Below are 16,253 nucleotides of genomic sequence, written 5' to 3' on the forward strand. Positions count from 1 at the left end.
ACAGGCCGATAGTAGACGCCCGACCGGTTGAGTTGCAGCAGCGTGCATTGCCGGATTATCGGCAGGCATGCTCTCTTCGGGTCAATCATCTGCCGCCTCTGATCACGCCCAACCGAGCAGAGGCATCCCGCAAAAAATCCCGTTCCACCAGCAACTGGCCGATCTTGGCGTGCAGTTTCTCTACATCAGCAGGGCTGACTGAAGGTTCCGTTACTGACTTACCAGAAAAAAGGCTTGCCATGCCTTCGATCGCCTGGCGCTTCCATTGGGCGATCATCGTCTGATGCACGCCATGTTTCGAAGCCAGTTCCGCCAGCGTCAGTTCCCCACGGATCGCCTCCAGCGCAACCCGTGACTTGAACTCTGCCGCATACCGTTTCCGCGTAACCTTGCCCATAAAACCCGTCCTCGTTCAGGCCAGATGATAGCTTATCGCCCTGTCCGAAAAATGGGGACCACCTCTGCCTTCCTTTGACGGACTGTCGGATCGGTCGTTGCCGGAAGTGCGCGAAATTTTCATGACGGCAGTGCGCCTGATCGAGGGACGCCCCCTGCCAGATGTTGAAACGCAGGAAGAATATGTGCCCGGTCCGGCTGGGGCGCCCGACGTGCGCGTGCTGATTTACCGGCCGCGCGAACGTCGGCCCAATGCGCCTGCCATGGTCTATATCCATGGGGGTGGCCTTGTCTCCGGCCATCCCGAAGTTGACGATCCCAAATGTCAGGTCCTGGCCAGCAAGATGGGCTTTGTCGTCGTGTCCGTCGATTACCGCCTGGCGCCGGAGGTCAAATATCCCGGCGCGATCGAGGACTGTTACGCCGTGCTGAAATGGGTGCATGAGAATGCGGCGACACTGGGCATCAACCGCGACAAGGTGGTTGTCGCAGGCGAAAGCGCGGGTGGCGGACTGAGCGCTGCGCTGTCTCTGATGGCACGCGACCGCAAGGAGTACAGGCTTGCCTACCAGTTGCTGATCTATCCGATGCTTGATGACCGGACGGCCACGAAAGTGGATCCGGCCCCGGATTTCGGTGAATATGTCTGGACGCGTTCCGCCAACAAATTCGCATGGGAGGCCTATCTGGGGGCGGCCGCAGGCGGGGCCGATACGCCAGCCTATGCCTCTGCCGCGCGTGCAAAGGATCTGTCCGGGATTCCGCCCACGTTCATCGGGGTGGGATCCATGGACCTGTTTCTGTGCGAGGATCTGGAATATGCCCGTCGCCTGATGGCGTCCGGCGTCCCGACGGAGGTTTCTGTGGTTCCGGGTGCCTATCATGTCTTCGATATGTTCGTGCCTGATGCGGAGTTGTCGCGCCGTTTCATGGAGGCCTACTGCGCCGGCCTGAAGCGGACGCTGGGCCTGTAACGGGCAGGGACATGTGCAAAAAACGGGCTGCATCCGCGTGATTGCGCCCGTGGCTTGCGGCCCGAATCCGTGCGGGCATATTTGGGAAATCTACGCCCTCGATATCGAACCTGTGGTGCTGGCGGACAGTACGGCAACGGTTGCGGAAGCCGCCCGGGCAGTGGGTGTGGCGGAAGGGCAGATTGTCAAGACGTTGGCACTGAAGGTCGGGGGGAGGGCCAGCCATCCGGTCAGAGTGTTCTGTGATGTGTCACTGCGCGCATTTGAGGAAGTCTGACCGGTAGCCGGGGACCGGAACAGTTCGGTATGCCTGATACCGGACCGGCTTGCGGAACTTGTCGGCGCGGAATGTCAGCAAGCCTTGATGGCAGGCATCATCCTGTCACGGTCAGTCAGTCTCGTGATGCGGTTCGTTGGGGTTGGGCGGTGATAGTCCGTAAATGGATTTCAAAGGTAGCGACGCAACTGTCCAGTTGCCTTATGCGATGCTACGAAAAGAGATGCAGATGGTTACAACACATATATCTCTTTATCCATTCACAGGTATTGTCAGAACCGCGCCAGGGTTCTTGGTCGTTTTTGAGAGTTCCATAAGGATCTGCAGCATTGTAAATCCAAGCTTGCTGGAAAAATCCGTATCGGAGATATAATAGAACTTTTTGTTATATTTTATCTCAACAAAAGAAGAGCGTGGACGTTCATCGCTTACATGAACAAAAACAGTTGGCTTTGTATTTCTGCCAATCAGGATGACTTTGGGAAGCGTGCGCCCTGAATCAATATCTTCTTGTGGAACGTCGATCTGATACGCAATCTGCCCTAAAACGCCAAGCATTGTGCGGGTCAGGAGCCTGATCTGGCCATGCTGCGGTCTTCCGGCCCCGTAGATGACTTCTACACGCTCGTCTTTCGGTCCCATTTCAAAGAAACGACGTGTCGCCTGTACAATTTTGGATAAAATCGGATCAGTGGTCGACGATACCGTCAGGAATACCCGGTCGAAAGCCGGGGTTTTTCCTGGTATTTCCTCGCTATGTTCAAGCTGTATGCCAAGCAGGCCAGCAATCTGCAATCGGCGGAGATCGTAGATGAGCTCAAAAAATTCCGGGGACCCTCTCCCCACATCGCCACCTATGGCCCCCACGTTATTGATGAGGTTAACCGCCTGAACCGACAGGCGGAACAAAATATCTATGGGCAGGCCGCCCATGGCCAGAGGCAGGAGGCTGCCCGGAGGCAACGGGCGGAGGAAGCTCTGGGCATAGGCGTCGCCCGTAACGGGTTGGAACGTAAAGGTCGGGCTTTCCTGTATCTGCGCCCCGATGGCTCCCGCAGGCCTGAGGGGATTGGAGTCCGATCCAACCCCGATGGAAATATTACGTTGCAACTGGTAACCGGAGATAAGTTGGGTCGTATCCAGAAAACCAGGGGTATCAGCATATCGCAAACGGACAACATTGAGGAGTGTCTGTTGCTTGGAAGATCCGATTAATGCCTGGGAGTAATCAAGCTGATCATGGTCCAGTCTTTGGGAGCCAACGCCATAACAGCCGCTCAACAAGAAGGCGAGCGAAATCACTGTAAATTTTTTCATAAAAGTGTAACTCTGCATCCCTGAATATGGCGTATTATCTTGTATTTAGACTTTTGGGGTGACGGTGGCGCGTTTGTCTTCATGAACTGATCCAGTTGCTGGATGTCATGATAGCATGCGTGTTTCTTAAATTGTATCTACATTGAATTTTATCTGATCCATCACCATTCCACTATACTCTTCAAAAATACAGCTATTATCAAGCCTGCTCATTCCTTGTTATTTTTCATGAATGATACGAAAAGCCTTCCAGTCGGCCATGTCAGACCTTATCGCCGGACAATGTCGATCCACGACAGCAGGATCTGAGAACAGCGTTCAATGGACTGTGATCCATTGTGAAGATGAGGCATCAGGGGAGGTGACTTATCGGTAGATGCCGCGATGGATGGTCGCTTGGTGTCTGATCGGCATTTCAGGCCAGAATGGCTGGATTCCCCGAGGCTGAATTTATGCAGGAGCGTCATTGATAACTGAACGCCATGCCCCAATTTCAGAAGCGGTGCCCTAAAAGGCCATGAGGATGCAGGGCAGCAGGGTTGGGGCGAATCTCCATGTCATCATTGACGCATTGGGCAATCTTTCAGTTCCACAGCCCGCTCCGGTGACGGAACAGGATCACATGAAATTTGTGGGATATGGGGAACATCCACGTTTTCCCTCCGCTTTGCACAGGCCGTAGGCCTTGGCTGCCTGCACGGCGCATGAGCACAATTTTCAAGGGGAATATGTTATTGTAGGAGAATATGTTAACTGATCACTGCTGGTTCATCGCGTCCTGTGCAAAGGGGAAAAACATAAGGTATCAAATCCGACTGCGAGTTTGTCTTAATTTCCCGTAAGGTATCTCTTGCCATGAGAAAAAGTTTTCTTTTCCTTGTTCCAGCACTCATGATGGCCACCCATGCATATGCAACAGATGTGAAGCTTCCGGATGGGACGCTGGCGAGCGTCACCGTCCAGACGCCCTGCACCAGCAATAGTTATAAAGAATATGAGACGTGCATTTCAGCCATCCTGAGTATCCCTTCCAATCGTGGTGGCGACGTGGATGTCAGGTCTCTCGAAACCCTGCTTCCTAAGGATATTCAGAAAGCTGCGATCATAAGCGGGATCACTTCGACCCCTGTCATGCCGATGACGGTGTCCTTGAAACATTATGATGACAGTAATATCACTTGGCCAACAACGGATACGCCACTCGATCATGTGATAATTCCAAATAATGGAACGTATCAGGTCGTTCTGACAACGAATGACGGTGGGAAAACATGGGGCATGCGGGTTGTTATTGAGCAGTCGGGATCTGCGGAGCAATAAAAGTCCATATATTCAATGATAGATCGCAGCTGATCAATCGTAAGTGACTGAAAATGAAATCTGGTCATCACACGTCTTGACAGATGGCGATATGAGGCCTGCCCTTGGGCATGAGCCAAGGTAAAATTTGGGTGGAGCCGTCAACGTAATCGGATCGCCTGCCATACGGTCTGGTGCGGTTGGCAGAGATGCGGTGTAGCGGACCGGTAGCAGCGTTTCCCGACGGGGTATGGCGTATGGGAAACCGCACGCATGCCTGACGATCCATCGCAAAATACGGACAGGGTGATATTCCCTCTCTCGCATTTCCTGCCATGAGCATATCCCATGCTGAACAGGAGGGCAGATGATCGTGCAACCGATCATATTCTTGGTCACACACTGAATGTGTAATGCATGTCCAGCAGGGGATCCCGGCTTTCCTGTCCGGCACATTGACGGAACCGCATATAAGCCGGGTTCGGTTTGTTCGGGATGGGCATATCCGGGACTATTGTCGCGGATATGCCCATTTCAGCCGTTATCGAATATACTTGTGTTCCGTGTGTCGGCAGAATTGCCCCGTCTTGAAGGCCGAGGCAATTCGCACTCCACGGGAAGTTATCTTTCGAAACAAGACCCCATCAGAAATTGACCTGCGCCTTGAGATACATATAGCGTCCCTGCCAGTCATACATGCCGGGATCGGTGTTGTAATCTCCCAGGGCATCGAACTGGGGCTGCTTGCCGCCAATGTTGCGCACGCCACCGGTCACGGTGAACTTGTTGCCGCGATAGGTGATGGCCACATCGTGATAGAAGGTCTGATTGATCTTGTACCACTGCGTGAAGCTGGCATTATAATCGGACGAGGGGAAGTAATACATGCCGTCGATGAAGCGCAGCATATAGGTGAAGCTCCACCGTCCATGGGTGAAGGTGGCGGTGCCGTTGGCCAGCCATTTCGGGGTGCCAACCGACCCGAGGTAGCTTACAAACGGCGTGCTGGGCGTATTCTGCTCCTTGTATGCCATGACATCCTGAATGTCCGCGCCGAAATGCAGCGAGTTGGCATAGTCGATGTCGTAGTTGTACTGCGCCGAGATATCGAGACCGTCTTCCTTGAAAGCGCCGACATTTTCTTCATAGTTGGAAACGGGGTTGAGCTGCCCCGACACATCGCGTCCATGGATGACGTTACAGTAGGCGCTGGACATGTTGGCGCTTTCATAGCAGCCATCCAGTTCGGTCTGAAGGGACGGGGTGCTCAGCGCGTGCGTGATGGAGGTGTGGAAATAATCAATCGTCGCGGAGAAGCCGGGCAGGAAGGTCGGCGAGAGGATGGTGCCGATCGTATAGGTTCTTGACTCCTCAGGCTGGAGGCTCGGATTGCCGCCACTGATATATTTCATGGCGTTGTTGACCTGCTTGAAGGTCGAGGGATTGAGGCCCTGTGCACGACAGTTGGCGGCAACAATGCCTGCCAGCGCACCATATTCGGAAATCTGCCCGCACGGATCATGCGCGCCACTCAGGCTGATTGTCTGGCCCGCATACAGGTCACCGATCTGTGGGGCACGGAAACCGGTTGCAAGGTTGGCACGGAAGCGGATGCTGTCCGTCGGCGCGTAGATCAGGCCCGCATGCCAGTTATATGTCTGGCCAAAGGTGTTGTAGTTGGAAAAACGTCCTGAAACCTGGGCGCTCAGGCTTTTGGCCGCAGGCAGGTTCTTCAGCAGGGGGATACTGAGTTCGCCGAAGACTTCGGTGACGTTATATCCACCCGATGTGCTGGTGTAATAGTAATTCGATGCCTGTCCGCTCGAAGCGAAGTCACTGGCGTAGGAGTAGCCGTCCAGTCCACGATGTTCGACGCCTACGGCGATACCCAACGGCCCATAGGGCAGGCGGGCGATATGCTTGTTGGCGAACGTGACCTGCACGTCGCGAAGTTCATAGCCCGACGGATAATCGTCCGTGACGCCGATGTATTTTTTCGCGGCAGGCGAGAGCGTCTGCGAAAATGGGTTGATCAGGACACAGCCTGGCTGGCTTGTGCAGACGGAAGGATCATAATATCCCGTTGTCGAGCCACCGCCACCCGTCTGGTGAAAGCCCAGGGCGTTTTCCATCTTGACCCAGTTGATCTGGCCATTCTGGCTTTCTTCACCAACGGATTTACCGAAGGAATAGAAGGCATCATATGTCCACCCGCCTGAATGTGGGATGGACCCACGCAGGCCGACGGTGGCCTGATACTGGTCGTTCTGCAGGTCGCTGTAGCGTTCGCCAAGTCCCATCATGCGTTTGTACATGGCAACGTCTTCACCGAACGGGTTATAGGGGTTGCCCGACGGAATGATCATTTCCCCCGAATTGCCCGTCAGTGTCGTTGCCGGGGTGCCAATGAACATCGGCACGCCCTTGGACCAGCCCGCCGTGTGCGTCCAGTTTCCATCAATGTAGAACTGGACATTCTTGGTGATGTCGAAATGTCCGCTGCCCGCAACAGTCTGGATGCTCTGCTGGGCAAGCATCTGGTTGCCCTGTGAATAGTCATAGTCGTTGGCATAGCCAAACGGGCTGAAGCCCCCGTTGCCATTGGGGGTTACGGAATAATTGCCCAGCTGTCCCGGCTGGGATGTCAGGGGCGCGCCACCATTGGCTGCCACGAAATAACCGTTGGGCGTATAGGTCGAGCCGTAATACTGTGGTGCCCCGGGTGAATTGTCCCACCCTGCACGGTCGTGCATGGCCCATTTGCGGGCATTGGCATCCACGGGCGCCTGATAGTTGTAGGAGCCACTCAGGATGAAATTACCGCGCCCGTGCATGATATCCCATCCATGCGTGGCGGTCAGTGCGCTGGTCTCGGCATCTCCTGAATCGCTGATGCCGCCATTGGCGGTCAGGGTCGTGCCCGTGTAGTCCTTTTTCAGGGTAATATTGATGACACCCGCGATGGCATCGGAGCCATAGGTGGTGGAGGATCCGTCCTTGAGGATTTCAACGCGGTCAACCATGGCCGGTGCGATCGCATTCATATCCACGCAGCCGCCGGGTCCTTCGACCATGCGGTGCCCATCGACCAGGACAAGGGTGCGCGCCGTGCCCAGATTACGGATATTGATGCATGAACCGCCGAAATTGCTGTAGGAATTGCCGGAGAAGTTCATGGACGGAATGCGTGAAAATACTTCACCCATCGTCATGGCGGACGATTGCTGGATCTGGTCCGACGTGATGAGGGCGACAGGCTGTATCTGTTCCGTTTCGCGGGCGCCCAGATGGGTGCCGACGACCATTATGTTTTCGCTATTGTCGCTTCCTTTCTTTTGATAAACCTTTGTTTGTGTTTTCTTGCTTTTCTTTGCCGGGATGACCTGTCCCGACGTCGTCCCCGGCAGGGAAATGATCTGCGCATGTGCGGATTTACTCGAAAGTAATTCGCCCGCTGCGGTGCCGAGGATACACAGGCCAGGAGTAGTCAGTATAGAAAGGCAAGTCGTATAACGACTTATGCGGAATGACATCGGTTAATGCTCCTTCCTTGTTGTGCCCTATGTATTTATTCGGAAACACATCATATCGAGCGGTATAATGTATCGGTTCCGGAATGTAATATCGTCAATTTCAAAAAAGTTGTTCGTGCATAACTTTTGTTTAAGGGGACCGGAACGATATGTTGAATTCGACGTATTGGTATTACGCCTGACAAAATGAAAAAGGTACGAAAATCATCAAGTAATTCTGATGAATTCATTTTTTAGTTGTAAATTAATCACAACCGTAACGAATTTTCCAAACAGAATCCTGAATGTCATGCGCACGATAACCTTGGCCTGCGAAAATTGTTGGTCATGAAGTCATGTTTTGAGAAGCGAAGATTATTTCGCAGCACATGACTGTAACGAAACAGGTTTTATTTCTGCATATCTTCCACTTTGTCATGGGGGATGCAGGATTATGGGCAGTAGAGCCGCGTGATCGTCATTGCGAACACTTCCCATATCCCTGATGCCTGTATTTTTCAGGTAGGGGAACACAAGGCAGGCGGAAGCCGGAGACGCGCCCGAAACGATACGAACACAATGCCTGTACCGATGGAAGATATCATGCCGTATATATCTATATGGCAGGCGCATGATCGGGTTCCCATCATGACTACTTGGTTCGTTTCAAAATATTCCAGTTCAAGACAGATTGTGTCAATTCCAAAATGATTCGGTCGTATTAGCCCTTGGTTAAGGGGGAGGGGTTTTGTTAATTGAAAGGAACGAATGGTATTAACCGACATTTTCATGACGAACCCGGATGGCGGAGGCAACAAAAAGACGTTGGGGGATGCCCCATGGCATGTTCCCATATGCATGACGGAAAGAATGGAGCCGGTTCGAGAATGCAGAGGTCCCGACGGTCACGGGTACGAACCGGTGTAAGTTGGCGGACCGGAAGGATGCTTGATATTGCGTGATGTGATGGCTTAGCCTCAGACAGGGCCGGAGATGTTTCCAACTGGCCAGTCACGCGCAGAGGCAGGGCAGCACCCAATAACCTGTCATGTGACGTGTCTGCGGACACTGCCGGACGCCACGGGTCATCATCGCTCCGCCATGGAAAGGCAGCCCTTCATGTCCATACGCATCGGTGTTGCTGGCTGGTCGATCCCCGCTGCGCTGGCCGCGGAGTTTCCTTCGGTTGGCACGCATCTTGAACGCTATGCAGGGCGTCTGCTGGCTGTCGAGATCAACAGCAGCTTCTATCGCCCGCACCGGCGCACGACTTATGAACGTTGGGCAGCGGGCGTGCCGTCCGGGTTCCGGTTTTCCGTAAAGCTGCCCCGGACCATCACACATGAACGTCGCCTGGTCGGTTGCGGGGCGCTTATGGAACGGTTTGCCGAGGAAACCGAGGGGCTGGGTGCAAAACGTGGTCCCATCCTGGTTCAACTGCCGCCGGGCTTCGCCTATCCCGGTGAGGCCGCAGAACGTTTCATCACGGATCTGAAGGCCATCATCGCCGGGCCTGTCGTTCTGGAACCAAGGCATGCCAGTTGGTTCCAGCCGGAGGTTGAACGCATGCTACAGCGACAGCAGGTATCGCGGGTCGCGGCGGATCCGGCGCGACCATCATCATCTGCGGCGCAGCCCGGGGGATGGGACGGCCTTGCCTATTTCCGGCTGCATGGCTCCCCGCGCATCTATGTGTCGCCTTATGGGAAAGATGCCATTGCGGAGCAGGCAGGGCGCATTGCGGCGCTGAATGCGCGCGGCACGGAAGTCTGGACGATTTTCGATAATACCACCTATGGCGCCGCCACGCGGAATGCGTTGGAGCTTGTCGAAGCGGTCATGGGAAAGAAATGATTGATGGAATGGAAAGGGTATTTTTCGAGGCCTGTTGAAAAAAGCGTCACCAAAAACGTTTGAATGGTTTGTGTGATTTCCTGTGGGTAGGGGAGTGTCCGTGTCCTGCCGCGGGCCATAAAAAAGCCGGGACATCCTGCGATATCCCGGCTCCGTGTCGTGGGGAAGGCCCTGCTTACTTCAGGCCGTCGACAAAGGCTGCGATACGGCGGCAGCCTTCGCGCAGGGTTGCGGTATCGGTTGCATAGGAAATGCGGAAGAAGGGGCTCATGCCATAGGCCGCGCCCTGCACGGAGGCCACCTGCTGTTCTTCAAGCAGGGCCATGACAAAATCGGCGTCGGTTGCGATCAGGCGGCCGCCTGCCGATGTCTTGCCCATGCATCCGCTGATGTCGGGATAGACATAGAACGCGCCCTGCGGCGTGTGGCACTGCACGCCGGGAATGGCGTTGAGCAGGCCGACCACAAGGTCACGCCGTGCCTGGTATTCGGCCGCGCGGGCCTGAAGGAAGTCCTGCGGGCCATTCAGCGCCGCGACGGCTGCCGCCTGCGCCAGCGTGTTGATGCCGCTTGTCGTCTGGCCCTGCATGTTGTTCATTGCCGCAATCAGCGCGCGGGGGCCACCGCAATAGCCCACGCGCCAGCCCGTCATGGCATAGGCCTTGGACACGCCATTGACGGTCAGGACGCGATCTTTCAGGCGTGGCTCCACTTCGGCAATCGTGCAGAAGGTGAAACCGTCATAGATCAGGTGTTCATAGATGTCATCGGTCAGGATCCAGACCTGCGGATGCTTCAGCATGACGGCGGCGATGGCTTCCATGTCCGCGCGCGGGCAGCATGCGCCGGTCGGATTGCCGGGGAAATTCAGCACCAGCCACTTCGTCTTGGGGGTGATGGCGGCGTCAAGGGCCGTAGCCGACAGGCGGAAGCCGCTTTCGGCGGGGCAGGGAACGGGGACGATATTCGCACCGGCCAGGCGGGCGATGTCGGCATAGCTGATCCAGCTTGGCGTGGGCAGGACCACCTCGTCACCGGGGTTGATGGTGGCCATCATGGCGTCATAGATGATCTGCTTGGCGCCATTGGCCACCAGGATTTCGCCCAGTGCGTAATCAAGATGGTTTTCGCGCTGGAATTTGGCCTGCACCGCTTTTTTTAGTGCGGGCTTGCCATCCTGCGGCGGATATTTGGTATCTCCGGCACGGGCCGCTGCAAAGGCCGCCTCCACAACATGCTCCGGCGTGGGGAAGTCCGGTTCGCCAGACGAGAGGCTGATAATCTTCATCCCTTCCGCCTTCAGCACCGACGCCTTGTCGGTCATCGCGGCGGAAGCCGAAATCCCAATTCCATTCAGTCGATCCGCAAACCCGGGCATCAGACGCTTTCTCCACTTCTGCTCATGCAACACAATACATGCCTGCAATATATCGTAGATGGTTTCACGACTGGGCCGATACCGACGAAAACCGTCTGGCCCCATACAACAATCCTATGGGGCGCGATCAACCGTCCCGTCCATCCATCCGGATCGGGTTGCGTACCATCGACAGCGACAGCATGGCCGCAATGATCAGGGCGATGGCGCACATGTACCACGCCATGTCGAAACTGCCGGTCCAGGCGACGATATACCCGGTCAGGATGGGCGAAAGCAGCCCCAGCGCGTTGCTGCATGTCAGCGTGACGCCCGTCACCGCCCCCATTTTCCCACCATCTTCGACCATGTCGGTCAGCAGGGCGGTATTGGCGCCATTGGCCGCCATCAGGCAGGCCAGCGCGCCGGAAAGGACCAGCAGGATGGGCAGCATGGTATGGAATTGCGGCAGAAGTCCGATCGTGGCGGCCCCCGTCAGGCAGGTGGCGACAACGAAACGCCGGTAGGGCGGGTGGATGCCATTGCGAAAGACCAGCTGTTCCAGGACCCGCCCGATGATGACCGCGCCGACCGCCGCACTCAGGTAACACAGGGCCGTGCTGTTGCCCGTGCCGGTTGTGTCGATATGTAATTCATGGATGAGGTAGAGCGGCATCCACGACATGACCAGGAAATTGAGGTAATTCTGCGTACACTGCACCACCAGTATCCCAAGGAAGGAAGAAGAGCGGAACAGGTTGCGTATTTCCCGTAATGAAATGGGTTTCCGGCGTGGTGCGTCGGACTTTTCCTTCGGGTTGCGGTAGACCAGCCACCACACCGCCGCCCACGCGATGCCAATGCCCCCCAGCGCCATGAATTCACAGCGCCAGCCAAAGAACGTGATGAGATAGGCCCCCGCGATCGTGCCGCCCGCCAGGCCAAGCTGCATGCCGGTCAGGAGTATGGTCATGACCGACCCGCGTTCCTGCGGCAGCGCCCAGTTGCGCACGACCGTGGCTCCAACGCCAAAGGTCGGGGCTTCGCCCACCCCCAGCAGCATGCGCGTCAGCAGGAACTGCGTGATGTTCTGCGCCATGCCGCCCAGCAGCATGGCAAAGGACCAGATGCCCACCGCAAGGCTGCCGATCACCCGCGCCCCCACCATGTCGAGCACGATGGTCGAAGGCAGGTTGAGCAGGAAATACGACCACAGGAAGCTTGAGGACACCCAGCCCATCTGCACCGGGGTGAGGGAAAATTCCCTGCCCATCGTCGGCAGGGCGATGGACAGCGCGGCACGGTCGCCATAGCTGATGGCGTACATCAGGAAAACAAGGAAAAAGAAGACATGGCGGGCGGGGATTGCACGTCTGACTTTTGCTTTGGTCGTGATTTCACCTGTTGTCACGCGACAGGACTCCCGGTGTGGCGTGGATTTGGGATGAAGCAGCAGGGCGGCAGGCGTTGGGCGGGGGTCATGGCGGGGTGCCCGTGGCGGCGTCCATCGTGCCCTCGGCCACGGCTTTCTGCCGGGCCGGGCGGTCATGGCGCAGCATCCACACGCCAGAGCCAATAATCAGCAATCCGCCAATGACCATGGCCACGCCGGGGATTTCCCCAAACCCGAACCACCCGATCAGCGCGGCCCACAGCAGCCCGGAATAGGCAAAGGGCCCGATGGCGGACACCTGCGCCGATGCAAAGGCCTCGGTCTGGAGCACCTGCGCGATACCAGCGAAGGCCCCCACGGCGACAAGGCACAGCGCGTCGGTTAGGTCGGGCGTGGTCCAGATGAACGGCAGCGGCAGCGCGGTCATCGACGTCATCAGGATGGCCTGCCACAGGGCGATGGTGGTGCTGGATTCCGTGGCCGAAAGCTGGCGGATCTGCATGGTGGTCAGTGCGCCCACGCCGCCCTGCGCCAGCGCCACGAAATAGGCCCAGGCGGGCACCGCGCTGTCGGCGCCGTGCAGCAGTCCCTTGCCCAGGGCGACGACGACCACGCCGGAAAACCCGATCAGCACCGCAATCCAGCGCTGGAAGGACGGGCGTTCATGCAGGAGGGGAATGGACAGCAGCACCAGGAACAGCGGCTGCGTGTAGGACAGGACCTGCTGTTCCGCCAGTGGCAGGCGGGTTACGGTAATCACCACCATGATCATGCTGATCAGCCCCACGACCGAGCGCAGGACATGTCCGCCGAAATGATGCGTTTTCAGTACGATGCCCGTGCGTGATGCGATCAGCAGCACGAATGGCAGGGAAAACAGGTTGCGGAAGAAGGTGATTTCAAGCGCGGGAAGGGTCGATCCCGTCAGTTTCTGCAACGCATTGAGTGCTGCGGTAAAGAACGTGGCCGATGCCAGAAGCAATGCCCCACGTTTCAGGTCATGCTTCATTGTATCCGTACCCCGATGCACGACATGAACGAAGGTGTGCGTCTTGAAGGATCAATTTTTCAATGCCCCGGACTGCTTCACGTTACGTCACCGTAACGCAGTGGGCGCATTCCGGGTCATAGGCATTCGTTTCTGCGGAATAATAAATTCTTATGGCTGGGCGGTGCCTCAGTCCATGACCCGGCACGCAGGCGTCAGGATGCCGCCACTGGCCTCGATCTCCGCACGGATGGCGCGGGCGAGTTCCAGTGAACCGGGCGTATCGCTATGCACCAGGATGGAGCGTGCCCGGACCGGCAGGCGCACGCCATCGATGGTGGTGACGGACCCGTCATGCAGGAACTGCCTTACGCGCGCGCGCACGTCCGCCAGGTCATGGATGACCGCGCCCTGCTGGCCGCGCGGAACCAGTGTGCCTGCCGCCGTATAGGCACGGTCCGCCAGGAACAGGGTATGGGGACGCAGCCCCGCTTTTTCCGCCGCGCGTTCCGTCGCCTGGCCGGGCATGCAGAATACCGCCAGATCACGGTCCATGGCCGCAATGGCACGGGTCAGGCGCAGGGCAAGCGCTTCATCCGCGTTGGCCATGTTGCCGAAGGCGGCGTGGTAGCTGACATGGGTGACGCGATGGCCATGCCGTGCGGCGATGCCCTGCAGCGCGCCGATCTGGTAGCACATCATGGCTTCCATCTCCGCATCGGAGACGGCCATCGCACGCCGCCCGAAGCCGATCAGGTCCGGCAGGCCGGGATGCGCGCCAATCCCTACGCCCTTTTCCTTTGCCAGTCGCACGGTGCGATCCATGATGGCGTAGTCACCGGCATGGAAACCACAGGCGATATTGGCCGACGAAACGGTATCCATCAGGCCATCGTCATCAGCGATGCGCCAGCGGCCGAACCCTTCGCCCATGTCGGAATTGAGGTCGATCTTCATGCCCTGTCTCCAGATTTCACACCCGTGCGGCAGCGCGCGGACTGCCGGTAGCGACCCACCATCATGCGCAGGTCATCCAGATAGGCGACCACCGGCCGCATGGCGGCGACACCCTCGGCGAAGCTGCATTCATGCAGGCGGATGCGCGTGCCGATCCGCGCCTGCCCCAGTCGCCACAGGTCGGCTTCGATCACCGTGGCGATGCGGGGATATCCCCCTACGGTATTGGCGTCGGACAACTGCACGATCGGCTCCCCCGCAGGGGGGACCTGCACGATCCCGGCAATGACACCGTAGGAGCGCAGTTCAACCCGGTGGCGCAGTTCCAGCGGCGCGCCCGACAGGCGGTAGCCCACGCGGTTGCTCTGCGGGGTGATGCGCCATGGCGTCGCCCACAGCCTCTGCTGCGCATCGGGGGTGAACAGCCCGTAATCGGTTGCGGGCATGGCGCGCAGGTTGATGGTCCTGCCGTCCTCTTCCCCGGCAGGGTTGCCCAGCACGGCGGAAGGGGGCAGGGCGCCATAACCCGAAATGTCCAGCGTGGCGCCCGTGGTCTCCAGCGTATCGCCCACCTCCAGCGGCCGGCCGTCCAGTCCGCCAAATCCCCCGCGCAACTGCGTGCTGCGTGACCCCAGCACGACGGGCACGTCGATGCCCCCCGCGATGCAGACGTAACCACGTGCGCCCTTGCTGGGTGGGCCGATACGCAGGACCTGCCCGGCGGCTGCGGTCTCGACCATCCATGGCAGCACAGGGCGGCCATCGAGTTCGAGTGCGGCGTCAATGCCGCCCACCACAAACGTCGCCGCCGCGTCAAAGCGCAGGACGAACGGATAGGTCTGAAGTTCGATGCAGGCATCATCGTCATTGTTGCCCAGCAGGATGTTGCCCACCCGCAGGGCGATCGGGTCCATCACGCCGGACGTGCCGACGCCAAGGTCACGGTAGCCGGGCCGCCCCAGATCCTGCACCGTATTGAGGGGCGATGTTTCAAGGATCGTGATCACAGCTCTATGCTTTCCGGATGGAAACGGATGCGGTCGCCCACGGCGAACAGGGCAGGGGGCTGCCTGTACGGATCAAACAGGCGCAGGTCGGCATAGCCGATGGAATTCCACCCATTCGGCCCCGTCAGCGCGGAAATGCCCGCCTGCATGCCACCGATGATGACAGTGCCCGCCTGCATGTTCAGCGACGGCACGGTCTTGCGCGGGGTGGCGATGCGCGGGTCCAGTCCATGCAGGTAACCAAAGCCCGGCGCGCTGCCGATGGCGCAGACCGTGTAGTCATTGGCGTGATGGATGGCGATGACTTCTTCGGGCGGCAGGCCATAATGGGCGCTGACGGCGGCCAGGTCCTCGCCCAGTTCGCCGCCATAGCGTACGCCGATTTCAAACAGGCGTCCCTCGATATGCCGTTCGGGCAGGGTTTCCCACGCATGGCACAGCCATTCGGCCACGGCCTGCGGATCGGCGGGCGGCGCGGCGAAGACCAGCATGAGGTTGGTGACACCGGGGATGAGTTCGCACACGTCTGGACGGGCCTGCGCCGCATCCATCAGCGCCCAGATCCGGCGCTGGTGCGCCATGGTGAACGCGCCCGGTGCCTCGAACAGCATGGCGCGCGTGCCGATCATGCTGGTGACGGGGCGCGCACCTGCATCGTGCGCCATATCGTGCCTCATATCCGTGCTCAAGCTACACAGTCCCCGCAACAGTGCCCGCGACAGCGGGGCCACATCCCGAAATAAAGGCCACGGCCCGGTCCGGAACCATGCCGGTACAGGTTCCGCAGCCTCATGTGCCAGGGCCGAAACTATGGCGTTTTCCGTAATGATGGCCAGTGCAATTCTGGTTGTGAGGCCATTGGATAATCTTATGGTTCAGGCGCGCGGCGGTGCCATCAGATTATGTTATGGCGTGAGAACGA

11 protein-coding genes and 2 pseudogenes are annotated in these 16,253 nt (G+C 57.9%); 4 read left to right on the forward strand and 9 right to left on the reverse strand.

The genetic code is table 11. From position 1 onward, the window contains the following. Positions 1-397: pseudogene (locus KMAL_RS08625) on the reverse strand (transposase); the annotation flags it as partial. Positions 398-431: 34 nt separating this feature from the next. On the opposite strand from KMAL_RS08625, the gene KMAL_RS08630 reads away from it, so the two are divergent. After that, complete coding sequence (locus tag KMAL_RS08630; protein ID WP_110095310.1) at positions 432-1,370, forward strand: alpha/beta hydrolase; 939 nt, start codon at positions 432-434, stop codon at positions 1,368-1,370. A 54-nt stretch (positions 1,371-1,424) separates the two neighbouring features. Beyond that, a pseudogene (locus KMAL_RS08635) lies at positions 1,425-1,800 on the forward strand (hypothetical protein). A gap of 99 nt (positions 1,801-1,899) precedes the next feature. On the opposite strand, the gene KMAL_RS08640 reads toward KMAL_RS08635, so the two are convergent. Beyond that, positions 1,900-2,964 carry a hypothetical protein gene (locus KMAL_RS08640; protein ID WP_110095351.1) on the reverse strand — a complete coding sequence of 355 codons (1,065 nt, stop codon included), beginning with the start codon at positions 2,962-2,964 and terminating at the stop codon, positions 1,900-1,902. 855 nt (positions 2,965-3,819) lie between these two features. Here KMAL_RS08640 and KMAL_RS08645 point away from each other — a divergent pair. Continuing rightward, the gene (locus KMAL_RS08645; protein ID WP_110095311.1) at positions 3,820-4,284 is read left to right on the forward strand and encodes a hypothetical protein; all 465 of its coding nucleotides are present in this window, start codon (positions 3,820-3,822) and stop codon (positions 4,282-4,284) included. Positions 4,285-4,907: 623 nt separating this feature from the next. Here the strand turns inward: KMAL_RS08645 and KMAL_RS08650 are convergent. Next, positions 4,908-7,568 carry a TonB-dependent receptor plug domain-containing protein gene (locus tag KMAL_RS08650; RefSeq protein WP_167400137.1) on the reverse strand — a complete coding sequence of 887 codons (2,661 nt, stop codon included), beginning with the start codon at positions 7,566-7,568 and terminating at the stop codon, positions 4,908-4,910. Positions 7,569-8,894: 1,326 nt separating this feature from the next. Here KMAL_RS08650 and KMAL_RS08655 point away from each other — a divergent pair. Beyond that, complete coding sequence (locus tag KMAL_RS08655; RefSeq protein WP_110095352.1) at positions 8,895-9,629, forward strand: DUF72 domain-containing protein; 735 nt, start codon at positions 8,895-8,897, stop codon at positions 9,627-9,629. A 175-nt stretch (positions 9,630-9,804) separates the two neighbouring features. Here the strand turns inward: KMAL_RS08655 and KMAL_RS08660 are convergent, their stop codons facing one another. The 6 genes from KMAL_RS08660 to pxpB form a co-directional block, all read right to left on the reverse strand. Continuing rightward, complete coding sequence (locus KMAL_RS08660) at positions 9,805-11,007, reverse strand: pyridoxal phosphate-dependent aminotransferase (RefSeq protein WP_110095313.1); 1,203 nt, start codon at positions 11,005-11,007, stop codon at positions 9,805-9,807. A gap of 127 nt (positions 11,008-11,134) precedes the next feature. Further along, a complete protein-coding gene (locus tag KMAL_RS08665; RefSeq protein WP_239020040.1) occupies positions 11,135-12,313 on the reverse strand; it encodes an MFS transporter in 1,179 nt (392 codons plus the stop codon). Between the two features lie 151 nt (positions 12,314-12,464). Then, entirely contained in the window at positions 12,465-13,388 is a 924-nt protein-coding gene (locus KMAL_RS08670) for a DMT family transporter (protein ID WP_110095315.1), read from the reverse strand. Between the two features lie 168 nt (positions 13,389-13,556). Further along, entirely contained in the window at positions 13,557-14,324 is a 768-nt protein-coding gene (locus KMAL_RS08675; RefSeq protein WP_110095316.1) for a LamB/YcsF family protein, read from the reverse strand. Then, entirely contained in the window at positions 14,321-15,331 is a 1,011-nt protein-coding gene (locus tag KMAL_RS08680; protein ID WP_110095317.1) for a 5-oxoprolinase subunit C family protein, read from the reverse strand. The genes KMAL_RS08675 and KMAL_RS08680 overlap by 4 nt, the downstream gene beginning before the upstream one ends. Next, positions 15,328-16,008 carry a 5-oxoprolinase subunit PxpB gene (gene pxpB, locus KMAL_RS08685; RefSeq protein WP_110095318.1) on the reverse strand — a complete coding sequence of 227 codons (681 nt, stop codon included), beginning with the start codon at positions 16,006-16,008 and terminating at the stop codon, positions 15,328-15,330. The genes KMAL_RS08680 and pxpB overlap by 4 nt, the downstream gene beginning before the upstream one ends. Between the last annotated feature and the right edge of the window lie 245 nt (positions 16,009-16,253).

Origin of the sequence: Novacetimonas maltaceti (genome assembly GCF_002906255.1) — a bacterium.
Lineage (GTDB): Bacteria > Pseudomonadota > Alphaproteobacteria > Acetobacterales > Acetobacteraceae > Novacetimonas > Novacetimonas maltaceti.

Coding starts and splice junctions, on each gene's coding strand:
- KMAL_RS08670 (WP_110095315.1), bottom strand. CDS start 13,388: ATGAAGCATGACCTGAAACGTGGGGCATTGCTTCTGGCATCGGCCACG.
- KMAL_RS08650 (WP_167400137.1), bottom strand. CDS start 7,568: ATGGTCGTCGGCACCCATCTGGGCGCCCGCGAAACGGAACAGATACAG.
- KMAL_RS08645 (WP_110095311.1), top strand. CDS start 3,820: ATGAGAAAAAGTTTTCTTTTCCTTGTTCCAGCACTCATGATGGCCACC.
- KMAL_RS08655 (WP_110095352.1), top strand. CDS start 8,895: ATGTCCATACGCATCGGTGTTGCTGGCTGGTCGATCCCCGCTGCGCTG.
- pxpB (WP_110095318.1), bottom strand. CDS start 16,008: ATGAGGCACGATATGGCGCACGATGCAGGTGCGCGCCCCGTCACCAGC.
- KMAL_RS08675 (WP_110095316.1), bottom strand. CDS start 14,324: ATGAAGATCGACCTCAATTCCGACATGGGCGAAGGGTTCGGCCGCTGG.
- KMAL_RS08665 (WP_239020040.1), bottom strand. CDS start 12,313: ATGTACGCCATCAGCTATGGCGACCGTGCCGCGCTGTCCATCGCCCTG.
- KMAL_RS08660 (WP_110095313.1), bottom strand. CDS start 11,007: ATGCCCGGGTTTGCGGATCGACTGAATGGAATTGGGATTTCGGCTTCC.
- KMAL_RS08640 (WP_110095351.1), bottom strand. CDS start 2,964: ATGAAAAAATTTACAGTGATTTCGCTCGCCTTCTTGTTGAGCGGCTGT.